This window comes from Micromonospora terminaliae (genome assembly GCF_009671205.1).
Classification (GTDB): domain Bacteria; phylum Actinomycetota; class Actinomycetes; order Mycobacteriales; family Micromonosporaceae; genus Micromonospora; species Micromonospora terminaliae.
Window position 1 is genome coordinate 4,204,668 of the sequence record NZ_CP045309.1, and the last position, 26,761, is coordinate 4,231,428.

A 26,761-nucleotide genomic window follows, 5' to 3' on the forward strand; every position below is an offset into this window, starting at 1 on the left:
CAGGCGCTGTCACGGTAGCGGACGGGTCCGCATCCGACGGATCGGGTGGTCAGCCCGTCCGCGGGGTGGTCCGGCGGCGCGGACGCCGCCGGACCTGCCCCGACCTCATACCCGCCGGACGGCCACCGTCACCCGCTCGCCCTCGCCGACCTCGCCGGCGAAGCCGTCGACGCCCTCGGCGAAGTCGACCGTGTCGGCCAGCACCTCCCGGGCCACGAAGTCGGTGTACGCGGCGACCGCCGCGCGCACCTCCTCCGAGGCGGAGACGGCCACCACGATCCGGTCCGAGACGTCCAGGTCGGCGTCCCGGCGGGCCTGCTGCACCACCCGGACCACGTCCCGGGCCAGCCCCTCGGCGGCCAGCTCCGGGGTGACCTCGGTGTCCAGCACGACCACGCCCTCGCCGCCGGGCAGCGGCGCGGAGTGCTCGGCGTCGGCGGCGACCAGGCGCAGCTCGTACTCGCCCTCGGCCAGCGTGACCCCGGCCGCGACCGGGGCGCCGTCGACCAGTTCCCACTCCCCGGCCTTGACCGCCTTGATCACCTGCTGGACGGCCTTGCCGACCCGCGGGCCGAGCGCCCGCGGCACCACGGTGAGCACCTGCTGGCAGTAGTCGGACACCGCATCGGTGAACTCGACGGCCTTCACGTTGACCTCGTCGGCGACCAGGTCGGCGAAGGGCCGCAGCTGGGCCGCGACCGGGGAGGCCACGGTCAGCTTCGACAGCGGCAGCCGCACCCGCAGGCCCTTGGCCTTGCGCAGCGACAGCGCCGCCGAGGCGACCGCCCGGACGTTGTCCATGGCGGCCACCAGCTCGTGGTCGGCCGGGAACTCCTCCGCCGACGGGAAGTCGGTCAGGTGCACCGACCGCTCGCCGGTGAGCCCGCGCCAGATCTCCTCCGCGGTCAGCGGCGCCAGCGGCGCCACCACCCGGCAGAGCGTCTCCAGCACCGTCCAGAGCGTGTCGAACGCGTCGGCGTCGCCCGCCCAGAACCGGTCCCGCGACCGGCGCACGTACCAGTTGGTGAGCGCGTCCAGGTAGGACCGCACGCTGGCGCAGGCGCCCGAGATGTCGTACGCGTCGAGCTGCCCCTGGACCGTCGACACCAGCTCGTTCGTCTTCGCCAGCACGTACCGGTCGAGCAGGTGCGTCGAGTCGGTGCGGCGCTTCGCCGAGTAGGAGTCGGCGTTGGCGTAGAGCGAGAAGAAGTACCAGACGTTCCAGAGCGGCAGCAGCACCTGGCGGACCGCGTCGCGGATGAGCGTCTCGGTGACCGCCATGTCGCCGCCGCGCAGCACCGGCGAGGACATCAGCATCCAGCGCATCGCGTCCGACCCGTACGCGTCGAAGACGTGGTAGACGTCCGGGTAGTTGCGCAGGCTCTTGGACATCTTGCGCCCGTCGGAGCCGAGCAGGATGCCGTGGCTCAGGCAGTTGCGGAACGCGGGCCGGTCGAACAGGGCGGTGGCCAGCACGTGCATGGTGTAGAACCAGCCGCGCGTCTGTCCGATGTACTCGACGATGAAGTCGCCCGGGTAGTGGTGCTCGAACCACTCGCGGTTCTCGAACGGGTAGTGCACCTGGGCGAACGGCATCGAGCCGGACTCGAACCAGCAGTCCAGCACCTCGGGCACCCGGCGCATCATCGACTTGCCGGTCGGGTCGTCCGGGTTGGGGCGGACCAGGTCGTCCACCGCCGGCCGGTGCAGGTCGGTCAGGCGTACGCCGAAGTCCCGCTCGAGGTCGGCCAGCGAGCCGTACACGTCGACGCGCGGGTAGTTCGGGTCGTCGGACTTCCACACCGGGATCGGCGAGCCCCAGAACCGGTTCCGGCTGATCGACCAGTCGCGGGCGTTGGCCAGCCACTTGCCGAACGAGCCGTCCTTGATGTGCCCCGGCGTCCAGTTGATCTGCTGGTTGAGCTCGACCATCCGGTCCTTGAACCGGGTCACGGCCACGAACCAGGAGGAGACCGCCTTGTAGACCAGCGGGGTGTCGCAGCGCCAGCAGTGCGGGTAGGAGTGGGTGTAGGTGTCCTGCCGGAGCACCACCCCCCGCTCCTTCAGCTCCCGGATCACCGGCTTGTTCACGTCGAAGACCTGCTCGCCCTGGTACGGCGGCACCAGCCCGGTGAACCGGGTGTGGTCGTCCACGGTGACGACGGTCGGGATGCCGGCCGCGTTGCAGGTGTTCTGGTCGTCCTCACCGAAGGCCGGGGCCAGGTGGACGATCCCGGTGCCGTCCTCGGTGGTGACGAACTCCGCGCCGAGCACCTGGTAGGCGTTCTCGCCGGCCTGGTCCACGAGGAAGTCGTAGAGCGGCGTGTAACGACGACCGACCAGGTCCCGGCCGTGCACGGTGCCGACCTGCTCGTAGCCCTCCAGCTCCTTGGCGTACGCGCCGAGCCGGGCCGCGCCGACCAGGTAGCGGTCGCCGTCGCGCTCCAGCACCGCGTACTCGATGTCCGGGCCGACGGCGAGCGCCAGGTTCGACGGCAGGGTCCACGGCGTGGTGGTCCAGACGCCGAGCCGCACAGGGCCGCGCACCAGCTCGGGGGCCGAGTCGTCGGCGGTCAGCTCGAACCACACGGTCAGCGTGGGGTCGTGCCGGTCCTTGTAGACGTCGTCCATCCGGGTCTCGGTGTTCGACAGCGGGGTCTCGCACCGCCAGCAGTACGCCAGCACCCGGAAGCCCTCGTAGACCAGACCCTTGTCGTGCAGGGTCCGGAAGGCCCACATGACGCTTTCCATGTAGTCCAGGTCGAGCGTCTTGTAGTCGTTGCTGAAGTCGACCCAGCGGGCCTGCCGGGTGACGTACCGCTCCCAGTCCTGGGTGAACTCCAGCACCGACGTGCGGCAGGCCTCGTTGAACCGGGCCACGCCGAGGTCGAGGATCTCCGCCTTGGTGGTGATGCCGAGCTGCTTCTCGGCCACCACCTCGGCCGGCAGGCCGTGGCAGTCCCAGCCGAACCGGCGCTCGACGTGCCGGCCGCGCATGGTCTGGTAGCGCGGCACCACGTCCTTGACGTACCCCGTGAAGAGGTGGCCGTAGTGCGGCAGGCCGTTGGCGAAGGGCGGGCCGTCGTAGAAGACGAACTCGTTCTTCCCGTCCTCGCCGGCGGGGCGGGCCTCGACCGACGCCTCGAAGGTCTTGTCGGCCGCCCAGTGCTCCAGGACCCGGCGCTCGACCGCGGGCAGGTCCGGGCTCGCCGGGACGCCGGCGGCGGTCGGGTCGTGCAACGGATAGGCCATCGGGGGTCGCTCTCCTCAGCAGCTCACATGTCCGTGTGGGTCTGCGAGGACGAACCCGTTCCCGGTACGCCGTGCCGGCGCGCCCGGGGCTGGGCCCGCGGTACCACCCCGCTTGGCGGCCGAGGTGCGACCGCCCGCTCGTTGGCCGGCTGTGACGGGCCGTCCCGTCCGGTTCTACTGAGCCGGGAACCCGGCCGTTCTTCCGGAGGCTCACCGGTGATGGCCGGGTCGTCGCCTGTGCCCACAAGCGTACTCGACCCACCCGCCGTTCCACCTCCGAGTATCGGCCCGGCCCGGCGATCATGAGGTTGACGGCGACATGCGAGATCGTCATCGCCGTCAACCTCATGATCGACGCGGAGGGGGTCGGGGTCAGTGGGTGGGGGCCGGGAGGGTGGTGGTCCAGAGGGAGGCGCCGGCGCGGTCGCGGAGGTGCACCGTCAGGGCGGCCGTCTCGCCGTCGATCTCGACCTCGCCGAAGTGCTGGAAGCCCTCCGCCGGCGACGTGTTGGCGCGGGGCGGGGCGTGCACGAAGACGGCCTGGGGGCCGAAGGTGCCGTCCAGGGCGTTCGGGCCGAACGCGCCGGCGTGCGCCGGGCCCGAGACGAACTCCCAGAACGGGGTGAACTCGCCGACGGCCGCCCGGGCCGGGTCGTAGTGGTGGGCGGCCGTGTAGTGCACGTCGGCCGTGAGGAAGACGAGGCCGGTCACCCCGGCCCGGTGCACGGCCCGCAGCACCTCGGCGAACTCCCGCTCGCGGCCCGCCGGCGCGCCCGGGTCGCCCTGCGCCACGCCCTCCTGCGCGCCCGGGCCGTCCGGCACCACGAGGCCGATCGGCAGGTCGTTGGCGACGACCTTCCAGGTCGCCCGCGACCGGGTCAGCTCGCGGACCAGCCACTCCCGCTGCTCCCGGCCGAGCAGGCCGCGCCCCGGGTCGGCGTAGGTGTTGCCGTCGTTCGGGTCCTTGTACGTGCGCATGTCGAGCACGAACACGTCCAGCAGCGGCCCGTACGACAGCTTGCGGTACAGCGGGCCGTCGGCGGGGGCCGGCACCCACTCGTGGAACGCCTGCCGGGCCCGGGCCGCGAGCACGTCCACCCGGCGCTCGGTGTACCGGTCGTCGTCGAGGATCTCCCCCGGGTACCAGTTGTTCAGCACCTCGTGGTCGTCCCACTGGTTGACCTGGGGCACCTCCGCGGCGAACGCCCGCAGGTGCTCGTCCAGCAGGTTGTACGCGAACTGCCCGCGGTACTCGGTCAGGGTCTCGGCGACCTTGCTCTTCTCCGGCGTGACCAGGTTGCGCCAGACCCGCCCGTCGGGCAGCGTGACGCTCTCGGTGAGCGGCCCGTCGGCGTAGACGGTGTCGCCGCTGCACAGGTAGAAGTCGGGGCGGCGCTCGCGCATCGACCGGAAGATGGCCAGGCCGCCGAAGTCGGGGTTGATCCCCCAGCCCTGCCCGACGATGTCGCCGGTCCAGACGAAGCGCACGTCCCGGCGCTGGTGCCGCCCCGGCGCCGTGGCGAACGAGCCGGCCAGCGGCTCGCTGCACAGGCCGGACCGGTCCAGGCTCTCCACCCGGACCCGGTAGTACAGCCGCTCCCCCGTCGGCAGGCCGCGCAGCCGCACCCGGCCGGTGAAGTCGCCCGTCGGGTCGAGCACCGGACCCCGCACCACCCGCGCCCCGCGCAGGTCGGGCCGGCGGCTCACCTCCACGAGCATCCGGCCGGGCCGGTCGGCCCGGGTCCAGACCAGCGCCGAGTCGGCGGTCACGTCGCCGCTCTGCACGCCGTGGGTGAGCAGCGGCCGCCCGGCCGGCCGCCAGGCGGGTGCGGCGAGCGCGCCGGGCGCGCCGAGCAGCGCGCCGCCGGCGACACCGGCGCCGGTCAGCAGGCCGGCGCGGAGCAGCGTACGTCGGTCGAATTGCGTCATGGGTCCTCCCGTTTCGACAGGTCGCCAGGTCGGTCTACCGGGCGGACGTGACCGGGGGCGGCGGGCGAGGTGACCGGCACCTCAACTGCGGCTGTCGAAACGCGGCAGCGGCCCCCATGACCACCGTCACACCACCGCACCGTCACACCGCCCCGGCCCGGATCCGTCGTGTGGGCGTAGGCACGAGACGAAGGAGGCGGCGATGAGCCGGATGGACACGGCGGCGGTGGCGCCGGAGGCGTACCGGGCGGTGCTCGGGCTGGAGAAGTACGTCCAGAAGAACGTGGACCACACCGTGCTGGAGCTGGTCAAGCTGCGGGCGTCGATGTTGAACGGCTGCTCGTTCTGCGTCGACATGCACAGCCGGGACGCGCTGGGGGCGGGTGAGTCCAGCCGGCGGCTGTTCGCCGTCGCGGCGTGGCGGGAGGCCCCCTTCTTCACCGAGCGGGAGCGGACGGCGCTGGCGCTGACCGACGCCGTGACCCGGCTCGGCGAGCACGGCGTGCCGGACGACGTGTGGGACGCCGCCGCGAAGGTCTGGTCGGAGAAGGAACTGGCCGATCTGGTGGTCGCGATCGCCACAATCAACGTGTGGAACCGGATCTCGGTGAGCACCCGTACCGAGCCGCCGCTCGAGGTGTGACCTCACCCTCGTCGGCGGCGCAGGCGGCCGGTGCGCTCACCGCGCACCGGCCGATGCTGCTCGGGCTGGCGTACCGGCTGCTGGGCAGCCGGCACGACGCCGAGGACGTGCTCCAGGAGGCGTACCTGCGGTGGCTGGCCGTCGACCGGGACAGCGTGGCCGAGCCGCGCCGCTACCTGTCGCGGGTCGTCACCCGGCTGGCCCTGGACCGGCTACGGGCCCGGCAGGCGGCCCGGGAGACCTACGTCGGGCCGTGGCTGCCCGAGCAGGTGCCGACCGATCCGTCCCCGTTCGGCCCGCTGGACACGGTCGAGCAGCGGGAGAGCGTCTCCACCGCGCTGCTGCACCTGCTCGAACGGCTCACCCCGCCGGAGCGCGCGGTGTACGTGCTGCACACCGCCTTCGCCCTGCCGTACGCCGAGATCGGCGAGCTGCTGGACCGGTCGGCGGCGGACTGCCGGCAGCTGCACCACCGCGCGGTGGCCCGGATCGCCGAAGGCCGGAAGCGGTTCACCGCCGGCCCGGCCGAGCAGCGGCGGCTGCTCGACGCCTTCCTGGCCGCGGCGCGCGACGGTGACCTGGCCCGGCTGACCGGGCTGGTCGCGGCCGACGCCACCGCCTGGAACGACGGCGGCGGCCGGGTCTCCGCGGCCCGCAACCCGGTCCACGGGGCGGACCGGATCGCCCGCTTCTTCACCGGCCTCTACCACCAGCGCCACCCCGACGTCCGGGGCGTCCCGGTCGAGCTCAACGGCGCGCCCGCGCTGGAGCTGAGCTGGCCGTCGGGTCCCCGCTACACGCTCTCGGTGGCCGCCGCGGACGGCCGGATCACCGCCGTCTACCTGATCGGCAACCCGGACAAGCTGCCGGGCTGAGGACGCGCGACGGCCCCGGCCCGCAGACGCGGATCCGGGGCCGTGGCGAAATCGGTCAGCCCAGTTCGGGGAACCAGAGGGCGATCTCGCGCTTGGCGCTGTCCACCGAGTCGGAGGCGTGCACCAGGTTCTCCCGGTTGGAGAGGGAGAGGTCGCCGCGGATGGTGCCCGCGGCGGCCTTGCGGCCGTCGGTGCTGCCGATCATCCCGCGTACCACCTCGATCACCTGGTCGCCGGAGAGCACCAGGGCCACCAGCGGGCCGCTCGTCATGAACGCCTTCAGCGGCGGGTAGAACGGCTTGTCCACGTGCTCGGCGTAGTGCTGGTCGGCGAAGTCGCCGTCCAGGGTGCGGGTCACCAGCGCGTCGATCCGCAGGCCCTTGCGCTCGAAACGGGCGAGGATCTCCCCCACCAGCCCGCGGCGGACCGCGTCGGGCTTGATCAGTACGAGCGTCCGCTCGTCCGGGCTGCTGCTGGACACGCTGGTTTCCTCCTGTGCGCGGAACCGGGTCGGGCTGGGTACGGTCAGCGTAGCGACCCGGTCCCGGCGCCGGCGCGGCGGCTGCTCCTTCCCTGGGTCGCCGCGGCGGCCTAGCCTGGCCCTGGAACCCCTGGGAGGTCCACTGTGGCGAATGGCGGGAACCGACCCATCGCGCCGGTGCGCAAGCTGATCGGCGCGGTGCTGGGCACCGTGGCCACGTTCGTGACCCTGTTCGGGCTGGGCATGACGAGCTGGGCCATCGTGGCGCTGGGCGTCGCCCTGCTGGTCCTGGCGATCGCCCTGGCGACGGTCCGGGGCGGCGGCCGCACCTGGGTGGTCGGGCTGGGCCACGTGCACAGCGCCTCCGAGCCGCCCACCCAGTACGCCTTCGGCCGCTGCGAGCTGCAACTGGTGATCGACGCGCCCGGCCTGCCGCCCCGGTCCAAGAAGATCATCGAGCCGCGGGTACCCGTCGCGAAGTGGCCCTCGCTGGGCCAGGCGTTGCCCGTCCGGGTCGCCCTGGACGACCAGCGGCACGTGCGCGTCCTCTGGGACGAGGTGCCCACCCACGCCGAGACGGCCGCCGCGGTCGCCGACCTCCCGCCCGAGTTCGCCGACCCGGGCCCGGTCGACGACGTGCTCATCGGGCAGGAGGCCCCGCCGTGGGCCGACCGGGCCCCGGAGGACGACTTCCGCGACGACTTCCGCGACGACTTCCGCGACGACTTCCCGCCCGCGCCCGACCCGCTCGTCGACGACCTCACCGTGCTGCCCGAGGACCGGGAGCCGGTCGTGGTGCACCAGCGCCCCGGCGGCGGGGTCGTGCTGGAGGGGCAGCTGGTCGAGCCGGCGCCGGCCGGCCCGCTCCCCCGTCGCGCCCCGACGCCGCGCCCGCCCGCCGAGGAGCGGTTCGACACGGTGGACCCCATCGACGTCCCGCTCGACGAACCGGCCGGCGAGGCGCCGCCCACTCCGGAGGAGCTGGACGAGGCGATCTTCGGCCCGGCCGGCGACGACGAGCCGGCCGAGGCCGCGAGCCCGATCAGCGGCGTCGGCATCACCCTGCTCGTCACGGACCTGGACCGCTCGCTGGACTTCTACCGGGACCTCGGCTTCGCCGAGCTGGACCGGGGCGAGGGCAACGCCGTCCTCTCCTCCGGCCCGACCCGGCTGGTGCTGCGCCGGGTGACCGGGGCGGCCCCGATGAGCCGCCGGCTCGTGCACGTCAACCTCGAGGTCGCCGACATCCAGGCGGCCTACCAGCGGCTGCGCGAGTCGGGCGTCCGGTTCACGTACGCCCCGCGGGTGGTCAACCGGGGCACCAAGCTGGAGGTGTGGGCGGCCGCCTTCCGCGACCCCGACGGGCACGGCGTCGCGCTCACCCAGTGGCGCACCCTCGCCGACGCCTGAGCGCTCAGCCGAGGATGACCCGTCGCACGTGCAGCGCGTACGCCCACACCAGGGCGAAGATGACGCCGAGCGCGAACAGCGACCAGTGCAGCAGCCCGGAGAGCAGCAGCAGGCCCTGGAGCACCGTGCCGGCGTGCCAGGCCCACGGCCGCTTCATCTGACCGGCCAGCACCACGCAGGCGACCGCCAGCGCGACGATCGCGGCGACGGCCGCGCCGCCGAGGTCGCCACCGACCACCCGGATCGGCTGGATGGCCAGCAGCAGCACCAGCGCCTCCAGCGCGAGGGTGCCGGCGCCGAGGCCCCGGACGGCCTTGTCGGGGTTGCGCAGCCCGGAGCGCCGCGGCCCGCCCTCGGTCGGGGCGCCCTCGGTCGGGGCGCCCTCGGCTTGGGCGCCCTCGGCTTGGGCGCCCTGGCCGGGGCGGTCGTCCGCCGGGCCGGTCATCGCTTGAGCAGCCGGCGGGCGTCGGCCACGGTCACCACCGATCCGGTGATCAGCACGCCCACCCCGGCCAGCTCACCCGGCACGTCGGACTCGGCCTCGGCGACGGCCGACTCGATGGCGTCCGGCATCTCCTCGGCCACCTGTACCCGGTCCGGCCCGAAGACCTCCCGGGCCAGCGCGGCCAGCTCGTCGACGGGCATCGCGCGGGGCGAGCTGTTCGCGGTGACCACGATCGAGTCGAGCACCGGTTCGAGCAGCTCCAGCAGGCTGGCCGCGTCCTTGTCGCCGAGCACGGCGAGCACGCCGACCAGCTTGCTGAACGCGAACTCCTCCTGGAGCGCGGTGACGGTGGCGGCCATCCCGTGCGGGTTGTGCGCGCCGTCGAGCAGGATCGTCGGGGCGGTGCGGACCTTCTCCAGCCGGCCCGGCGAGCTGGCTGCCGCGAAGCCCTCCCGGACCGTCTCGATGTCGAGCTGCCGCCGCGCGCCCGCGCCGAGGAACGCCTCGACCGCGGCCAGCGCCACGGCCGCGTTCTGCGCCTGGTGCGCGCCGTGCAGCGGGATGAAGATCTCCTCGTACACCCCGCCGAGGCCCTGGATGGTGAGCACCTGGCCGCCGACCGCCACGGCGCGGCGCAGCACGCCGAACTCGGCGCCCTCCCGCGCGACGGTGGCGCCCACCTCGGCGCAGCGTTCCAGGATCGGCCGGGCGGCCTCCTCCTCCTGCGCCGCCGCGATCACCGTGGCGCCGGGGTGGATGATGCCCGCCTTGTGCAGCGCGATGTCCTCGATGGTGTCGCCGAGCCACTCGGTGTGGTCCAGCCCGATCGGGGTGATCACGGCCACCCCGGCCTGGATCACGTTGGTGGCGTCCTCGGCGCCGCCGAGCCCCACCTCCACCACGGCCACGTCGACGGGGGCGTCGGCGAAGGTGGCGAAGGCCAGCGCCGTGGTCAGGTCGAAGTAGGTCAGCGGCTCGTCGAAGCGCTGGTCGACCAGCTCGGCGAGGGGCGCAACCTCGCGGTACGTGGCCACGAAGCGGTCCTCGCTCACCGGCTCGCCGTCCAGGCTGATCCGCTCCCGGACGGTCTCCAGGTGCGGGCTCGTGTAGCGGCCGGTGTGCAGCCCGAAGGCCCGCAGCAGCGCGTCGATCATCCGGGCCGTCGAGGTCTTGCCGTTGGTCCCGGTCAGATGGATCGACGGGTACGCCCGCTGCGGGCTGCCGAGCAGGTCGAGCAGGCTCTCGATCTTCTCCAGCTCGAAGCGCATGCGGGTGAAGCCGCGCGCGTTCAGCGCGGCCCCCACCTCGGCGAATTCGGTGCGGTCGCTCACGCGAGTTCACCCTTCGTTCGCGACTGCGGGGCTCGCAACCCCGGCTCACTCCTCGCGCTCACGCCGGCAACGCCTCCAGGGCGGCGTCGATCCGGACCAGGTCCGCCTCGGCCACCGCCAGCCGCTCGCGGATCTTGGCGACCACCGGCTCGGGCGCCTTGCCGACGAACGCCGGGTTGTCCAGCTTCGCCCGCGCCTGCGCGGCCTCCTTCTCGGCGGCCGCCCGGTCCTTGGTCAGTCGGGCCCGCTCAGCGGCCACGTCGATCGACCCCCGCGTGTCCAGCGCCACGCTGACCTCGCCGGGCATGGCGAGGGTGGCGCTGGCCTGGAAGTCGTCGCCGGGTGCGTCGAGCCGGACCAGCGAGCGGACCAGCGGCTCGTGCGTCGCGATGCCCGCGCCGGCCAGGCCGTCGAGCCGCGCGGCCACCCGCTGCGTCGGGCGCAGCCCCTGATCGGACCGGAACCGCCGGATCTCGGTCACCACCCGCTGGAGGGTGCCGACCTCGACCTCCGCGGCGTCGTCGACGAGGGTACGGTCGGACGCCGGCCAGGCGGCCGTCATCACCGTCTCCCCACCGGTAAGCGCGGTCCACAGCTCGTCGGTGACGAACGGGATCACCGGGTGCAGCAGCCGCAGCAGCTGGTCCAGCACGTGCCCCAGCACCCGGCGAGTGGCGTCGGCGGCCGGCCCGCCCTCGGCGAGCACCGGCTTGCTCAGCTCCACGTACCAGTCGCAGACGTCGTCCCACGCGAAGTGGTAGAGCAGGTCACAGACCTTCGCGAACTCGTACGCCTCGAACTGCTCGTCCACCTCGGCCGTGACGTGCGCCAGCCGGGACAGGATCCACCGGTCGACGGTCGACAGCTCCGCCGCGGCCGGCAGCGGCCCGTCGGTGTGCGCGCCGTTCAGCAGCGCGAACCGGGTGGCGTTCCAGAGCTTGTTGCAGAAGTTGCGGGAGCCCTGGCACCACTCCTCGCTGACCGGCACGTCCTGGCCGGGGTTGGCGCCCCGGGCCAGGGTGAACCGGGTGGCGTCGGCGCCGAACCGGTCGATCCAGTCCAGTGGGTCGACCACGTTGCCGAACGACTTCGACATCTTCTTGCCGTGCTCGTCGCGCACCATGCCGTGCAGGGCCACCACGTCGAACGGCTGCACGCCGTCCATCGCGTAGAGCCCGAACATCATCATCCGGGCGACCCAGAAGAAGAGGATGTCGTAGCCGGTGACCAGCACGCTGGTCGGGTAGAACTTCGCAAGGTCCGGCGTGCGCTCCGGCCAGCCGAGCGTGGAGAACGGCCAGAGGCCGCTGGAGAACCAGGTGTCCAGGACGTCCTCGTCCTGCCGCCAGCCCTCGCCGGTCGGCGGCTCCTCGTCCGGGCCGACGCAGACGATCTCGCCGGCCGGGCCGTACCAGACCGGGATGCGGTGGCCCCACCAGAGCTGCCGGGAGATGCACCAGTCGTGCATGTTGTCGACCCAGGCGAAGTACCGCTTGGCCAGCTCGGCCGGCTCGATCTTCACCCGGCCGTCGCGCACCGCGTCGCCGGCCGCCTTGGCCAGCGGGGCGGTGTTGACGAACCACTGCAGCGACAGCCGCGGCTCAACCGTCGTCTTGCACCGCGAGCAGTGCCCCACGGCGTGCACGTACGGCCGCTTCTCGGCGACGATGAGGCCCTGCTCGCGCAGCGCCGCCACGATGGCCGGCCGGGCCTCGTAGCGGTCCAGGCCCTGGAACGGGCCCGGCGCCGTGATGATGCCGCGCTCGTCCATGATCGTGAGCTGCGGCAGGTCGTGCCGCTGGCCGATCTCGAAGTCGTTCGGGTCGTGCGCCGGGGTCACCTTGACCATGCCGGTGCCGAAGCTCGGGTCGACGTGCTCGTCGGCCACGATCGGGATCCGCCGGTCGGTGAGCGGCAGGTCCACCTCAGTGCCGATGAGGTGCCGGTAGCGCTCGTCCTCCGGGTGCACCGCAACCGCGGTGTCGCCCAGCATGGTCTCGGCCCGCGTGGTGGCCACCACGACCTCGTCGCTGTAGCGGATCGAGATCAGCTCACCCTCGTCGTCGGTGTGCTCGACCTCGATGTCGGACAGCGCCGTGAGGCAGCGCGGGCACCAGTTGATGATCCGGTTCGCCCGGTAGATGAGCCCGTCGTCGAAGAGCTTCTTGAACATGGTCTGGACGGCCCGGGACAGGCCCTCGTCCATGGTGAAGCGCTCGCGGTCCCAGTCGACCGCGTCGCCGAGGCGGCGCATCTGGCCCAGGATGGCGCCACCGGACTCGGCCTTCCACTGCCAGACCCGCTCCACGAACTTCTCGCGGCCCAGGTCGTGCCGGGACAGGCCCTCGCCGGCGAGCTGCCGCTCGACCAGGTTCTGGGTGGCGATGCCGGCGTGGTCCATGCCGGGCAGCCAGAGCGCCTCGAAGCCCTGCATCCGCTTGCGCCGGTTCAGCGCGTCCATGAGCGTGTGCTCGAACGCGTGCCCCATGTGCAGCGAGCCGGTGACGTTCGGCGGCGGGATGACGATGGTGAAGGGCGGCTTGTCGCTGTCCGCCGACGCCCGGAAGTGGCCGGCGGCTACCCACTGCTCGTACCGTCGCTGCTCTACCTCGCCGGGCTGGTACTGGCCGGCAAGGGTCGGGGCGTCGGGGCGTCGGGCATCCAGTCTCTCGGTCACCCTGAAAGTCTACGGAGCGCTTTGGGAGACCCCGCGTGCGCCACCTGTTAGTTCGCGTACGGTGGCGTACATGTCCGACGCGCACCTCACCGAGCGTCCGGTCGACGAGGGCCCCGAGCCGGTCGACCTGACCGACGAGCCGATCCGGCTGAGCCGCCGCGACCCCGCCCTGGAGCCCGAGCGACGCCCGGTCTCCCGCCGGCGGAAGATCGCCCTGGCGGCCGCGCTGGTGGCCGGGCTGGGCGGCGCCGCGGCGCTGGGCCTCGGCGGCTGGCGGGTGCTCGCCGAGAAGGACACCGAGCTGAACGCACCGGCGACCGTGGCCGGGCTGACCCGGGACGACAGCGACCGGGCCCGCAGCACCGCCGACTACCTGCGCGACGGCTTCGCCGCCGACATCGAGTTGGACCACAGCTTCGGCACCGTCTACACGGACCCGGCGGACGCCAAGCGGTCGGTGCTCCTCTTCGGCGGCACCACCCTGCTCTGGCAGCCCGAGCGCGACCTGGACAGCCTCTTCGGGCTGATGGCCGACGAGACCGGCAAGGTGACCGGCCTGCGCAAGGTTGACGCCGGCGGCCTGGGCGGCGTCATGAAGTGCGGCACGACCAGCGGCGACGGCGGCGACTTCGCGGTCTGCGGCTGGGCCGACCACGGCAGCGTGGCGATGGGGATGTTCCCGGGCCGGTCCGTGGACGACTCCGCGGCGCTGTTCCGCCGGCTCCGCGAGGGCATCCAGCACCGCTGAGAAACGCCGCAGAAACGCAGTCAGGGCCACCCGTGATGGGTGGCCCTGACTGGAAGATTGTCCGGCGGTGTCCTACTCTCCCACACCCTCCCGAGTGCAGTACCATCGGCGCTGGAGGGCTTAGCTTCCGGGTTCGGAATGTTACCGGGCGTTTCCCCTCCGCCATGACCGCCGTAACTCTATGAACATGTCAAACAACCAGCCTGTGGTTGTCGTTTGTTCAGAGTTGCACAGTGGACGCGTAGCAGCTTGGTAGTCAAGTCCTCGGCCTATTAGTACCGGTCAACTGAACCCGTTACCGGGCTTACATTTCCGGCCTATCAACCCAGTCGTCTAGCTGGGGGCCTTACCCCACAAATGTGGGTGGGATACCTAATCTTGAAGCGAGCTTCCCGCTTAGATGCTTTCAGCGGTTATCCCTTCCGAACGTAGCTAACCAGCCGTGCCCCTGGCGGGACAACTGGCACACCAGAGGTTCGTCCGTCCCGGTCCTCTCGTACTAGGGACAGCCCTTCTCAAGTATCCTACGCGCACGGCGGATAGGGACCGAACTGTCTCACGACGTTCTAAACCCAGCTCGCGTACCGCTTTAATGGGCGAACAGCCCAACCCTTGGGACCTGCTACAGCCCCAGGATGCGACGAGCCGACATCGAGGTGCCAAACCATCCCGTCGATATGGACTCTTGGGGAAGATCAGCCTGTTATCCCCGGGGTACCTTTTATCCGTTGAGCGACACCGCTTCCACATGCCAGTGCCGGATCACTAGTCCCGACTTTCGTCCCTGCTCGACCTGTCAGTCTCACAGTCAAGCTCCCTTGTGCACTTGCACTCAACACCTGATTGCCAACCAGGCTGAGGGAACCTTTGGGCGCCTCCGTTACCCTTTAGGAGGCAACCGCCCCAGTTAAACTACCCACCAGACACTGTCCCTGAACCGGATAACGGTCCGAAGTTAGATACCCAAATCAACCAGAGTGGTATTTCAAGATTGCCTCCACCCATACTGGCGTATGAGCTTCACCGGCTCCCACCTATCCTACACAAGCTAACTCAAGTACCAATGTCAAGCTATAGTAAAGGTCCCGGGGTCTTTCCGTCCTGCCGCGCGTAACGAGCATCTTTACTCGTAGTGCAATTTCGCCGGGCCTGTGGTTGAGACAGTGGGGAAGTCGTTACGCCATTCGTGCAGGTCGGAACTTACCCGACAAGGAATTTCGCTACCTTAGGATGGTTATAGTTACCACCGCCGTTTACTGGCGCTTAAGTTCTCCGCTTCGCCCCGAAGAGCTAACAGGTCCCCTTAACGTTCCAGCACCGGGCAGGCGTCAGTCCATATACATCGAATTACTTCTTCGCATGGACCTGTGTTTTTAGTAAACAGTCGCTTCCCCCTGCTCTCTGCGGCCATACAACGCTCCACCCGCGCGGGGCTTCACGTCTCCGGCCCCCCTTCTCCCTAAGTTACGGGGGCAATTTGCCGAGTTCCTTAACCACAGTTCGCCCGATCGCCTCGGTATTCTCTACCTGACCACCTGTGTCGGTTTGGGGTACGGGCCGCTAAGAACTCGCTAGAGGCTTTTCTCGGCAGCATAGGATCACTGACTTCACCTGAATCGGCTCGGCATCACGTCTCAGCCTATATGGCGTGCGGATTTGCCTACACGCCGGCCTACACGCTTACCCCGGCACAACCACCGGCCGGGCTCAGCTACCTTCCTGCGTCACCCCATCGCTTGACTACTACCCGCCAGGTTCCCACGCTCGCCATCCGCAGTCCGAAGACTTTGGATGGTTCGGGTGGTTAGCACAACGAGGTTCGTCAGGGTCGCTCTTTCGCGGGTACGGGAATATCAACCCGTTGTCCATCGACTACGCCTCTCGGCCTCGCCTTAGGTCCCGACTCACCCAGGGCGGATTAGCCTGGCCCTGGAACCCTTGGTCATCCGGCGGAAGGGTTTCTCACCCTTCTTTCGCTACTCATGCCTGCATTCTCACTCGTGCCGCGTCCACAACTAGGTCACCCCGTTGCTTCACTCGCGGCACGACGCTCCCCTACCCATCCACACACCTGCACAAGGAATCAAGTCCAAGCGAGGTTGAAATGTGAATGCCACAGCTTCGGCGGTGTGCTTGAGCCCCGCTACATTGTCGGCGCGGAACCACTTGACCAGTGAGCTATTACGCACTCTTTAAAGGGTGGCTGCTTCTAAGCCAACCTCCTGGTTGTCTATGCGACCCCACATCCTTTTCCACTTAGCACACGCTTAGGGGCCTTAGCTGGTGATCTGGGCTGTTTCCCTCTCGACTACGAAGCTTATCCCCCGCAGTCTCACTGCCGCGCTCTCACTTACCGGCATTCGGAGTTTGGCTGATTTCGGTAAGCTTGTGGGCCCCCTAGACCATCCAGTGCTCTACCTCCGGCAAGAAACACGCGACGCTGCACCTAAATGCATTTCGGGGAGAACCAGCTATCACGGAGTTTGATTGGCCTTTCACCCCTAACCACAGGTCATCCCCCAACTTTTCAACGTTGGTGGGTTCGGCCCTCCACGCGGTCTTACCCGCGCTTCAGCCTGCCCATGGCTAGATCACTCCGCTTCGGGTCTAGAGCATGCGACTAAAACGCCCTATTCAGACTCGCTTTCGCTACGGCTCCCCCACACGGGTTAACCTCGCCACATGCCACTAACTCGCAGGCTCATTCTTCAAAAGGCACGCCGTCACCCCGCAAGGCTCCGACGGATTGTAGGCGAACGGTTTCAGGTACTATTTCACTCCCCTCCCGGGGTACTTTTCACCATTCCCTCACGGTACTCGTCCGCTATCGGTCACCAGGAAGTATTTAGGCTTACCAGGTGGTCCTGGCAGATTCACGGCAGATTTCAGGGGTCCGCCGCTACTCGGGAACACCCACAGGAGGTCAACAACTTTCACCTACCGGACTATCACCGTCTACGGTCAGCCATTCCAGACTGTTCGACTAGCCATTGACTTTGTAACTCCTCGAACGAGTGTCAGCTCATTCAGCAGGGTCCCACAACCCCGACCACGCAACCCCTGACAGGTATCACACGCAGCCGGTTTAGCCTCAATCCGCTTTCGCTCGCCACTACTCACGGAATCACTAGTTGTTTTCTCTTCCTACGGGTACTGAGATGTTTCACTTCCCCGCGTTCCCCCCACACACCCTATGTGTTCAGGTGCGGGTGACACCACATGACTGGTGCCGGGTTTCCCCATTCGGACACCCTGGGATCACAGCTTGGTTGACAGCTCCCCCAGGCCTATCGCGGCCTCCCACGTCCTTCATCGGCTCCTGGTGCCAAGGCATCCACCGTTCGCCCTTGACAACTTGACCACAAAGATGCTCGCGTCCACTGTGCAATTCTCAACAAACAACCAACCCACAACCCGAACCGCCCCACACCTCGACCTCAACAGATCCGGTTTGCGGGGCCAGGCCATGCCTGGCGCCTCACGGAGCTCCGCTCCGCTCAAGGCTCTGAAAGACAACCGTAGTTGTTCTTTCAGGACCCAACAGGGTGCTTACCGCCGGCCCCCAGCCGCACCACCAGACCGTTCCCTACCAGCAAGCTGGTCGTACTAGATCAAAGTGGCCGTTGCCAGGATCCGACTCGCCAGTGTCTCCGCCATTGAGCACCCCGACCCGACATTCGCGGGCCGCGGGCTCCTTGCACCCTTTCGGGTGAAGGTGCTCCTTAGAAAGGAGGTGATCCAGCCGCACCTTCCGGTACGGCTACCTTGTTACGACTTCGTCCCAATCGCCAGCCCCACCTTCGACGGCTCCCTCCCACAAGGGGTTGGGCCACCGGCTTCGGGTGTTGCCGACTTTCGTGACGTGACGGGCGGTGTGTACAAGGCCCGGGAACGTATTCACCGCAGCGTTGCTGATCTGCGATTACTAGCGACTCCGACTTCACGGGGTCGAGTTGCAGACCCCGATCCGAACTGAGACCGGCTTTTTGGGATTCGCTCCACCTCACGGTATCGCAGCCCATTGTACCGGCCATTGTAGCATGCGTGAAGCCCTGGACATAAGGGGCATGATGACTTGACGTCATCCCCACCTTCCTCCGAGTTGACCCCGGCAGTCTTCGATGAGTCCCCGCCATAACGCGCTGGCAACATCGAACGAGGGTTGCGCTCGTTGCGGGACTTAACCCAACATCTCACGACACGAGCTGACGACAGCCATGCACCACCTGTGACCGCCCCCGAAGGACCTGCCATCTCTGACAGTTTTGCGGCCATGTCAAACCCAGGTAAGGTTCTTCGCGTTGCATCGAATTAATCCGCATGCTCCGCCGCTTGTGCGGGCCCCCGTCAATTCCTTTGAGTTTTAGCCTTGCGGCCGTACTCCCCAGGCGGGGCGCTTAATGCGTTAGCTGCGGCACAGGGAACCGGAGAGGCCCCCCACACCTAGCGCCCAACGTTTACAGCGTGGACTACCAGGGTATCTAATCCTGTTCGCTCCCCACGCTTTCGCTCCTCAGCGTCAGTATCGGCCCAGAGACCCGCCTTCGCCACCGGTGTTCCTCCTGATATCTGCGCATTTCACCGCTACACCAGGAATTCCAGTCTCCCCTACCGAACTCTAGCCTGCCCGTATCGACTGCAGGCCCGCAGTTGAGCTGCGGGTTTTCACAGTCGACGCGACAAGCCGCCTACGAGCTCTTTACGCCCAATAAATCCGGACAACGCTCGCGCCCTACGTCTTACCGCGGCTGCTGGCACGTAGTTGGCCGGCGCTTCTTCTGCAGGTACCGTCACTTACGCTTCGTCCCTGCTGAAAGAGGTTTACAACCCGAAGGCCGTCATCCCTCACGCGGCGTCGCTGCATCAGGCTTCCGCCCATTGTGCAATATTCCCCACTGCTGCCTCCCGTAGGAGTCTGGGCCGTGTCTCAGTCCCAGTGTGGCCGGTCGCCCTCTCAGGCCGGCTACCCGTCGTCGCCTTGGTAGGCCATCACCCCACCAACAAGCTGATAGGCCGCGAGCCCATCCCAGGCCGAAAAACTTTCCACCCAGCCTCATGCGAGGCCAGGTCCTATTCGGTATTAGCCCCGGTTTCCCGGGGTTATCCCAAAGCCTAGGGCAGGTTGCTCACGTGTTACTCACCCGTTCGCCGCTCGAGTACCCCGAAGGGCCTTTCCGCTCGACTTGCATGTGTTAAGCACGCCGCCAGCGTTCGTCCTGAGCCAGGATCAAACTCTCCAACAAAAACTTGTTGAAAACATGTCCTGACAACAAAAGTGTTGCCAAAGGAATCCCAACCAATCAGACCACAGCCTGACCAGTCCGGGGTATAAATCAATTTGGCACTGGCTTATCAAGCACCCTGTTGAGTTCTCAAAGAACAACCACACACCATCCGGAAACCCCGCATCAGCAGGACCCCCGTCCGGGGCAACCTCTCCAACTTACCCGGCCCGACTTTCGCTGTCAACCTCGTGTTTGAGGTGATCAACTTGGTTCGGTCCGATCCACGCTGACGCACGCCGTAGATGGCGGTCGTTGCTGTCGTGGATTCCGGCGGACCGGCCGATCGCCGCTTTCGCGGCCACCCGCCCGGCTCCCTGCCGGCTTTCGAACTCTACCCGGTCGGCTTCGCGATCGCAACCCCGTGTTTCTCGGAGTGGCTCGCACCGCCCGGATCCTCAGTCTGGCTCGGCGTCACCGCCACCAGCCTGGCGCCCGTTCTCGGCCGGTTTGTCCGGCCTCCCGCGTGCAGAGAGAAAGTTACGCGGACGGCCCCGAGAAGGCAAATCAATGATCGTCATTGCAAGATCCGGAGGCGGCCGCCCCCAGAGACTCGAGCCGGCTGGAAAGGCACGTACGGACCGGACCGCCGGGGGCGCATCCGTGCCAGAGTGTTCGACATGGATGACGTCTCCCGGTTCCCGGCGACGCTCGCCGAGGAGGCCCTGCTCGGGCTCCTGCTGCCCTTCTGGCAGCTGGTCATCGGCGCCTTCGTGCTCGTCGTCGTCGTGGCGTCGGTGGGACGTCTCGCCCGGCGCGGGCCCTCCCGGATGGCCACGGCCCTGCTCGTCACGGCCGCGGCCATCGCCGGCTTCACCGTCGTCGGCGTGCTCCTGGAGAACTGAGCGAGCCTCAGAGCCGCCGGTTGGCGAGGCTCGGCAGCTCGGCGCGGATCGTGCGCAGCCGGTCCCGGTCGAGGTCGCTGACGGCGAAGCCCGGCCCGTCGGCCACCTGGGCGAGCACCGTCCCCCACGGGTCCACCACCATGCTGCGGCCGAAACAGGTGCGCCCCGGCTCGTGGTCGCCCGTCTGGCCGGCGGCCGCCACGTAGCACTGGTTCTCGATCGCCCGGGCCCGGAGCAGCACCTCCCAGTGGTCGCGGCCGGTGTGCATCATGAACGCGGCCGGCACCACGAGGAGTTCCGCACCGCCGTCGGCGGCCAGCTGGCGGTAGAGCTCCGGGAACCGGAGGTCGTAGCAGATCGACAGGCCGACCCGAAGGCCCTCGACGTCGACCACCACGGGCTTCTCACCGGGCGCCACGGTGGCGGACTCCTGATAGGAGACGCGGCCGGGAATCTCGACGTCGTACAGGTGGATCTTGCGGTAGCTGGCGGCGAGCGCGCCGTCGCGGTCGAAGACCAGCGACGTGTTCCAGGTGTGCTCGGGATCCGGCCCGGCCTCGTGGAACGAGCCGGCGATCACCCACATGCCGAACCGCCGGGCGGCGTCGGCGAAGAACCGGCCCACCACCCCGTCGACCGGTTCGGCCGGCGGCATGCCGGCGGCCGGGCCGAGGTAGTCCACGTACTCCGGAAGGACCGCGAGATCCGCGCCGGCGGCCGCGGCCCGGGCCAGGAGGCCCTCGGCGGCGGCGAGGTTCGCGGTCCGGTCCTCGCGGGCGTTGAGCTGGCAGACGGCGACGCGCATGAGGCTCAGCGTACGGTCGGACGGCGGGCCGCGACAGGGCTCAGACGCTGGCCAGGACGAGCGCGCCGGCGGCGAAGCCGAGCCCGGCCAGTTGCACCGGGCGGAGCCGTTCCCGGTCGACCGCGAGCGCGAGCAGCACGGTGCTCGCCGGGTAGAGGGCGGCGATGGCGGCCACCACGCTCAGGTGCCCCCGGCCGGCGGCCGCCAGGAACAGCGCGTTGGCCGCCGAGTCGAGCAGGCCGGCGGCCGCGGCCCAGCGGAGCACCCGCGGTCCGAGCCGCAGGCGCACGCCGGTGCGCACGGCGAGGGCCAGACCGAAGGCGATCGAGCTCGCCCGTACCGCGGCCACCGGCCACATGCCGGCGCCCTCGTCGGCCTGGGCCAGCAGCGCGAAGAAGATCCCGAACAGCAGCCCGGCGCCGAGCGCCATGCCGATCAGGCGGCCGGACACCCGGCCGCTGGTGCCGCCCTCCCCCAGGCTGACCAGCGCGATGGCCACGACGGCGAGCCCCGCGCCGGTCAGCGCCAGGGCGCCCGGCGAGTGGGCGGTGACCAGCCCGGCGACGATCGGCACGACCGCCGCGGTGATCGCGGTGACCGGTGCGACGACCGCCATCATGCCGCCGGCCAACGCCTTGTAGAGCAGCATCACGCCGGCCGCGCCGGCCACCCCGGCGGACAGTCCCCAGGCCAGGTCCAGCGGACCGGGCGTGCCGGGCACGATCAGCACGAGGGCGAGCAGCAGCGGGACGCTGAGCAGTTGCGACACCACGGTCACCGCGATCGGGTCGGCGTGCCGGGACGCCTTGCCGCCGGAGAAGTCGGCCGTGCCGAACGCGACCGCGGAGACCGCCGCGAGCACAATGGGGAACATCAGGCAGTCGTACCACAATATTGACCGCGAAGGATAGTGTGATGACCGACGCCGGAGGGCGGGTGGGCGCGGTGACCTCCGCGGTGGCCCGACAGGTACGCGAGCTGCGGGCCGCCCGCGGCTGGTCCTTCGAGGAACTGGCCGGCCGCTCCGGGGTGAGCAAGGGCATGCTCGTGCAGATCGAGGGAGCGCGGACCAACCCGAGCGTCGGCACCCTCTGCCGGGTCGCCGACGCGTTCGGCGTCAACATCGCCCGGCTGCTGGAGCCGGCCGAGGAGAGCACCGTGCGGGTCTCCCGGGCCGACGACGCGCCGGTGCTGTGGCGGGGCGAGCACGGCGGCACGGCGCGGCTGCTCAGCGGCCTCGGCGAGCCGGACCTCGTCGAACTCTGGGACTGGCGGTTGGAGCCCGGCGAGGCGCACCACTCCCCCGACCATCCGCGCGGCACCCGGGAGGTGCTGCACGTGCTGGCCGGGACCGTCACGGTCACCGTCGAGGGCGTCGACCACGAGGTACGCGCCGGCGAGACGGTCGAGTTCCACGCCGACCGCGAGCACGGCTACCGCAGCGGGGGCGACGAGCCGGCGCGGCTCGTGATGGTGGCGGTCACCCCGTCGGGCGAGTGGGATCGGCGGACCCGGTCACGCGGACCGCGCCCGAGCTGACCCGGGCGCGGTCGCGGTGGCGGTCAGGCCGACTTCTCCTCGCGGTCCCGGCGGGCCCGGCGACCGGTGAACTCGCGGGGCACGATCGTCGGGTTGACGTTCTCCAGGACGACCTCGCGGGTGATCAGCACCCGGGCAGCGTCGGGGTTGCTCGGCACCTCGTACATCACGGAGAGCAGGACCTCCTCCATGATCGCCCGCAGGCCACGGGCGCCGGTGCCGCGGAGCATGGCCTGGTCGGCGATGGCCTCCAGCGCGGGCGGCTCGAACTCCAGCTCGACGCCGTCGAGCTCGAACAGGCGCTGGTATTGCCGGACCAGGGCGTTGCGCGGCTCGGTGAGGATGCGGACCAGCGCGGAGCGGTCGAGGCTGCGCACGTTGGTGATCACCGGGAGCCGGCCGATGAACTCGGGGATCAGCCCGAACTTGAGCATGTCCTCCGGCATGACCTGGCTGAAGATGTCGTCGGTCGACCGCTCGGACACCGACCGGAGCCGGGCGCCGAAGCCGGTGCCGCCGGAGCCGGTGCGGGCCTCGATGATCTGGTCGAGGCCGGCGAACGCGCCACCACAGATGAACAGCACGTTGGTGGTGTCGATCTGGATGAACTCCTGGTGCGGGTGCTTGCGCCCGCCCTGCGGCGGCACGTTGGCCACCGTGCCTTCCAGCATCTTCAGCAGCGCCTGCTGCACGCCCTCACCGGAGACGTCCCGGGTGATCGACGGGTTCTCCGACTTCCGGGCGATCTTGTCGACCTCGTCGATGTAGATGATTCCGGTCTCGGCGCGCTTGATGTCGTAGTCGGCGGCCTGGATCAGCTTGAGGAGGATGTTCTCCACGTCCTCGCCGACGTAGCCCGCCTCGGTGAGCGCCGTCGCGTCGGCGATCGCGAACGGGACGTTGAGCATCCGGGCCAGGGTCTGCGCCAGGTGGGTCTTGCCGCAGCCCGTCGGGCCGAGCAGCAGGATGTTGGACTTGGCCAGCTCGACCCCGTCGCTGCCCGAACCCGGTGCGCCGGCCGCCTCGGCCTGGATCCGCTTGTAGTGGTTGTAGACCGCGACGGCGAGCGCCTTCTTGGCCTGCTCCTGACCGACGACGTAGTTGTCGAGGAACTGGCAGATCTCCATCGGCTTGGGAAGCTCTTCCCACTTCACCTCGCCGGACTCGGCCAGCTCCTCCTCGATGATCTCGTTGCAGAGATCGATGCACTCGTCGCAGATGTAGACCCCGGGGCCCGCAATGAGCTTCTTGACCTGCTTCTGCGACTTGCCACAGAAGGAGCACTTCAGTAGGTCGCCGCCGTCACCGATCCGTGCCACCTACGTTCTCCCTGCACTCGTCGGCCGGTCCGCCGGCCCCTGACCTGCGGGCGCCGCGCGCCCGTCCGTCCTGTCGTCCCACCTCGCCGGTCCGACCCAGCGAAGCGGCACAGACCCGACGTTACCCGCTGCCGGAGGTTTCTCCGACCCCCAAAACGGGTGTGTCAGAGGTCGGCCGGGAACGATGCCCCGGCCGACCTCCGACCTCGCACTGCTCAGCTGGCGGCGTGAGACGCCAGCAGACCCTTCTTGCGGCTGGTCAGGATGGTGTCGACCAGCCCGTACTCCTTGGACTCCTCGGCCGTCATGATCTTGTCACGGTCGATGTCCTTGCGAACCTGCTCGATCGGGCGGTTGCAGTGGCGGGACAGCATGTCCTCCAGCTGCGTCCGCATCCGCAGGATCTCCCGGGCCTGGATCTCGATGTCGGACCCCTGCCCGTAGCCGCCCTCGGTGGCCGGCTGGTGGATGATGATCCGCGAGTTGGGCAGCGCCATCCGCTTGCCCGGGGTGCCCGCCGAGAGCAGCACCGCCGCCGCGCTGGCCGCCTGCCCGAGGCAGACGGTCTGGATGTCCGGGCGGACGTACTGCATGGTGTCGTAGATCGCCGTCATGGCGGTGAAGGAGCCACCCGGCGAGTTGATGTACATGATGATGTCGCGGTCCGGGTCGGTGCCCTCCAGCGTCAGCAGCTGGGCCATCACGTCGTTGGCCGACGCGTCGTCCACCTGGACGCCGAGGAAGATGATCCGGTCCTCGAAGAGCTTGTTGTACGGGTTGGACTCCTTCATCCCGTACGACGTGCGCTCGACGAACGACGGCAGCACGTAGCGGTTGTGCACGGCCGCGAACTGGGGCGGCAGGCTCAGGTCGGTCATCGTCAGCTCCTCAGCTCAGGGTCCCGGCGCCATCCGGAACCTGCGCGGCCCCGATGATCACCTTGTCGATGAAGCCGTAGTCCATGGCCTCCTGGGCGGTGAACCAGCGGTCGCGGTCCGAGTCCGCCTCGATCTGCGCCTGGCTCTGGCCGGTGTGGTGCGCGACCCGCTCCTGGAACATCCGCTTCGTGTAGAGCATCTGCTCGGCCTGGATCGCGATGTCCGACGCGGTGCCGCCGAGGCCGCCGGAGGGCTGGTGCATCATGATCCGCGCGTGCGGCAGGGCGTACCGCTTGCCCTTGGTGCCCGCGCAGAGCAGGAGCTGGCCCATCGACGCGGCCATGCCCATGGCCACGGTCGACACGTCGTTGTCGATGAACTGCATGGTGTCGTAGATCGCCATGCCGGAGTAGACCGAGCCACCCGGCGAGTTGATCCAGAGGTTGATGTCGCGGTCCGGGTCCTCCGCGGCGAGCAGCAGCAGCTGCGCGCAGATGCGGTTGGCGACCTGGTCGGTCACCTCGCTGCCCAGGAAGATGATCCGCTCCTTGAGCAACCGGTTGTAGACCGAGTCGTCGAGGTTGCCAATGGAGTCGCCACCGCGGGCCTCGATCGCCCGGAGCGACTTCTTGGGGATGTGCATGTCGGTCATGGCAGCCCTTCGCTCTCCGTACCGTCCTACCCGACACTAACCGCTCGGCCGGGAGGCGTACTCCCGGTCGGGGCACTGTTCGCTCTAAGCGCAGTCACCCGTGGGGCGTACCCGGAAAAGGGTTTCGGCCGCCGCCCGGCGCACAGCGCGGGACGGCGGCCGACACCCGGACGATCAGTGCTCGTGGTTGTGCTCGGCCTCGTTCTGGGCCCGCAGCGCGTCGAGGGTGACCTCGTTGCCCGCCGAGTCCTTGATCTTGATCTTCTCCATCACCGCGGCGAGCGCCTTGCCCCGGCGGACGTCGCCGAAGACGGCCTGGGCGGCGCCGGAGCGGACCAGCTGGTCGTAGTACTGCTGCGGGGCCATCCCGGCGCGCTGGGCGCGGTGGACGATCTCGTGACCGAACTCGTCGTCGGAGACCTGGACGTCCTCGGCGTCGGCGAGGGTGTCCAGCAGGAGCTGGATCTTGACGCCCTCGGTCGCGGCCTCGGTCAGCTCGGTGTCGATCTGCTCCTCGGTCTTCTCCTCCGCGGCGAGGTACTCCTCCAGGGAGGCGCCGATGCGCTCGAGCTGGTCGACCATCGCGGCCTTGCGGCTCTCGACCTCCTCCTTGACGACGCCCTCGGGCGCCGGCACCTCGGCGGTGGCGACCATCTGCTCGAGGGCCTTGTCGCGGGCCGCGTAGATCTGCTCGACCTGCTTGCCCCGGGTGACCCGCTCGCGCAGGTCGTTGCGCAGCTCCTCGATGGTGTCGAACTCGCTGGCCATCTGGGCGAAGTCGTCGTTGAGCTCGGGGAGCTCCTTCTCCTTCACCGTGCGGACGGTCACCGCCACGTCGGCGTCCCGGCCGGCGTAGTCGCCGCCGACCAGCTGGGTGGTGAAGGTGGTGCTGTCGCCGGCGGCCAGGCCGACAAGGGCCTCGTCCAGGCCCGGCAGGAGCTGCTTGCTGCCGACCTCGTGCGAGATGTTGCTCGCCTGCCCGCCCGGCACCTCCTCGCCGTCGACGGTGGCGTTCAGGTCGATCTGGACGTAGTCGCCCTCCTGGGCGGCCCGCTCGACGGTCTTCAGCGTGGCGAACCGCTCGCGCAGGCTGTTGACCTGCTCGTCGATCTCGCTGTCGGCGATCTGGATCTCGTCGACGGTCACCTCGATGGTGGCCGGGTCCGGCAGGGTGATCTCCGGACGGACGTCCACCTCGGCGGTGAAGTTGAGCGAGTCACCGTCGTTGAACTCGGTGATCTCGACCTCGGGGCGGCCGAGCGTCTTCAGGTCGTGCTCCCGGACCGCGGCCAGGATGTTCTCCGGGATGGCCTCCTGCACCGCCTCGTTGAGGACGGTGCCCCGGCCCACCCGCTGGTCGATCACGGCGGCGGGAACCTTGCCCCGGCGGAAGCCGGGAACCTGGACCTGCTGGCCGATCTCCCGGTACGCCTTCCTGAGGCTCGGCTCGAGCTCGACGAACGGCACCTCGATGGCGAGCCGCACGCGCGTCGGGCTCAGAGTCTCGACGGTGCTCTTCACAGGCGTACTCCTTGACGGATCTCAGTTGAGTCTGGGCGTGTTTGCGCGCATCGAGTGTAGGCGAGCCGGCCTGCGGCATCGGCAGCGCCCGGGTACCGCGCGGAAAAAATCGGCGGTTCCCGGACGACC

General features: G+C 69.3%; 18 protein-coding genes and 3 rRNA genes. 6 read left to right on the top strand and 15 right to left on the bottom strand.

Annotation, left to right across the window (positions count from 1 at the left end; genetic code table 11):
- Positions 1-105: 105 nt before the first annotated feature.
- On the bottom strand, positions 106-3,252 hold the full coding sequence (ileS, locus tag GCE86_RS19130) for an isoleucine--tRNA ligase (RefSeq protein WP_154228229.1): 3,147 nt from the start codon (positions 3,250-3,252) through the stop codon (positions 106-108).
- 372 nt (positions 3,253-3,624) lie between these two features.
- Complete coding sequence (locus GCE86_RS19135) at positions 3,625-5,181, bottom strand: alkaline phosphatase D family protein (RefSeq protein ID WP_154228230.1); 1,557 nt, start codon at positions 5,179-5,181, stop codon at positions 3,625-3,627.
- A gap of 202 nt (positions 5,182-5,383) precedes the next feature.
- Between GCE86_RS19135 and GCE86_RS19140 the strand changes: the two genes are divergently transcribed.
- Together GCE86_RS19140 and sigJ are read left to right on the top strand one after the other, a co-directional pair.
- Positions 5,384-5,824, top strand: coding sequence for a carboxymuconolactone decarboxylase family protein (locus GCE86_RS19140; protein WP_154228231.1), 441 nt, complete (start codon positions 5,384-5,386; stop codon positions 5,822-5,824).
- Positions 5,821-6,699 (top strand): RNA polymerase sigma factor SigJ, encoded by an 879-nt coding sequence (sigJ, locus tag GCE86_RS19145; RefSeq protein WP_244317019.1) that lies wholly within the window; start codon positions 5,821-5,823, stop codon positions 6,697-6,699. Before GCE86_RS19140 ends, sigJ begins: the two co-directional genes overlap by 4 nt.
- 55 nt (positions 6,700-6,754) lie before the next feature.
- On the opposite strand, the gene ndk is transcribed toward sigJ, so the two are convergent.
- The gene (gene ndk / locus GCE86_RS19150; RefSeq protein ID WP_091269875.1) at positions 6,755-7,180 is read right to left on the bottom strand and encodes a nucleoside-diphosphate kinase; all 426 of its coding nucleotides are present in this window, start codon (positions 7,178-7,180) and stop codon (positions 6,755-6,757) included.
- 144 nt (positions 7,181-7,324) lie between these two features.
- Between ndk and GCE86_RS19155 the strand changes: the two genes are divergently transcribed.
- Complete coding sequence (locus GCE86_RS19155; protein ID WP_154228232.1) at positions 7,325-8,590, top strand: VOC family protein; 1,266 nt, start codon at positions 7,325-7,327, stop codon at positions 8,588-8,590.
- A 4-nt stretch (positions 8,591-8,594) separates the two neighbouring features.
- On the opposite strand, the gene GCE86_RS19160 is transcribed toward GCE86_RS19155, so the two are convergent.
- From GCE86_RS19160 to GCE86_RS19170, 3 genes are read right to left on the bottom strand one after another with little or no spacing between them, the layout of a single operon-like run.
- Complete coding sequence (locus tag GCE86_RS19160; RefSeq protein ID WP_239542881.1) at positions 8,595-9,035, bottom strand: DUF4233 domain-containing protein; 441 nt, start codon at positions 9,033-9,035, stop codon at positions 8,595-8,597.
- Positions 9,032-10,366, bottom strand: a complete 1,335-nt coding sequence (locus GCE86_RS19165; RefSeq protein ID WP_154228233.1) for a bifunctional folylpolyglutamate synthase/dihydrofolate synthase — start codon at positions 10,364-10,366, stop codon at positions 9,032-9,034. The genes GCE86_RS19160 and GCE86_RS19165 overlap by 4 nt, the downstream gene beginning before the upstream one ends.
- A gap of 58 nt (positions 10,367-10,424) precedes the next feature.
- Entirely contained in the window at positions 10,425-13,043 is a 2,619-nt protein-coding gene (locus GCE86_RS19170; protein ID WP_154228234.1) for a valine--tRNA ligase, read from the bottom strand.
- A gap of 70 nt (positions 13,044-13,113) precedes the next feature.
- Between GCE86_RS19170 and GCE86_RS19175 the strand changes: the two genes are divergently transcribed.
- Entirely contained in the window at positions 13,114-13,791 is a 678-nt protein-coding gene (locus GCE86_RS19175) for a hypothetical protein (RefSeq protein WP_154228235.1), read from the top strand.
- A 59-nt stretch (positions 13,792-13,850) separates the two neighbouring features.
- Here GCE86_RS19175 and rrf read toward each other — a convergent pair.
- The 3 genes from rrf to GCE86_RS19190 form a co-directional block, all read right to left on the bottom strand.
- Positions 13,851-13,967 (bottom strand): 5S ribosomal RNA (gene rrf / locus GCE86_RS19180).
- A 76-nt stretch (positions 13,968-14,043) separates the two neighbouring features.
- Positions 14,044-17,152 (bottom strand): 23S ribosomal RNA (locus tag GCE86_RS19185).
- Positions 17,153-17,517: 365 nt separating this feature from the next.
- Positions 17,518-19,034: ribosomal RNA gene (locus GCE86_RS19190) — 16S ribosomal RNA — on the bottom strand.
- The 16S, 23S and 5S rRNA genes sit together here, the layout of an rRNA operon.
- Before the next feature lie 659 nt (positions 19,035-19,693).
- Between GCE86_RS19190 and GCE86_RS19195 the strand changes: the two genes are divergently transcribed.
- Entirely contained in the window at positions 19,694-19,918 is a 225-nt protein-coding gene (locus GCE86_RS19195) for a hypothetical protein (RefSeq protein ID WP_154228236.1), read from the top strand.
- A gap of 7 nt (positions 19,919-19,925) precedes the next feature.
- Here the strand turns inward: GCE86_RS19195 and GCE86_RS19200 are convergent, their stop codons facing one another.
- Positions 19,926-20,723 (bottom strand): carbon-nitrogen hydrolase family protein, encoded by a 798-nt coding sequence (locus GCE86_RS19200; RefSeq protein WP_154228237.1) that lies wholly within the window; start codon positions 20,721-20,723, stop codon positions 19,926-19,928.
- Between the two features lie 40 nt (positions 20,724-20,763).
- The gene (locus GCE86_RS19205; RefSeq protein ID WP_154228238.1) at positions 20,764-21,597 is read right to left on the bottom strand and encodes a DMT family transporter; all 834 of its coding nucleotides are present in this window, start codon (positions 21,595-21,597) and stop codon (positions 20,764-20,766) included.
- Positions 21,598-21,638: 41 nt separating this feature from the next.
- Here GCE86_RS19205 and GCE86_RS19210 point away from each other — a divergent pair, with 41 nt between their 5' ends.
- Positions 21,639-22,262, top strand: coding sequence for a helix-turn-helix domain-containing protein (locus tag GCE86_RS19210; protein WP_154228239.1), 624 nt, complete (start codon positions 21,639-21,641; stop codon positions 22,260-22,262).
- 23 nt (positions 22,263-22,285) lie between these two features.
- Here GCE86_RS19210 and clpX read toward each other — a convergent pair whose 3' ends face one another.
- The 4 genes from clpX to tig all read right to left on the bottom strand — a co-directional run bounded on the left by clpX (position 22,286) and on the right by tig (position 26,632).
- Positions 22,286-23,581: an ATP-dependent Clp protease ATP-binding subunit ClpX gene (gene clpX / locus GCE86_RS19215; protein WP_154228240.1), complete on the bottom strand. Its 1,296-nt coding sequence runs from the start codon at positions 23,579-23,581 to the stop codon at positions 22,286-22,288.
- A 215-nt stretch (positions 23,582-23,796) separates the two neighbouring features.
- Positions 23,797-24,459 carry an ATP-dependent Clp protease proteolytic subunit gene (locus tag GCE86_RS19220; RefSeq protein ID WP_091269636.1) on the bottom strand — a complete coding sequence of 221 codons (663 nt, stop codon included), beginning with the start codon at positions 24,457-24,459 and terminating at the stop codon, positions 23,797-23,799.
- Positions 24,460-24,469: 10 nt separating this feature from the next.
- Positions 24,470-25,111, bottom strand: coding sequence for an ATP-dependent Clp protease proteolytic subunit (locus GCE86_RS19225; RefSeq protein WP_088960728.1), 642 nt, complete (start codon positions 25,109-25,111; stop codon positions 24,470-24,472).
- A 174-nt stretch (positions 25,112-25,285) separates the two neighbouring features.
- Entirely contained in the window at positions 25,286-26,632 is a 1,347-nt protein-coding gene (gene tig / locus GCE86_RS19230; protein ID WP_154228241.1) for a trigger factor, read from the bottom strand.
- Positions 26,633-26,761 lie beyond the last annotated feature (129 nt).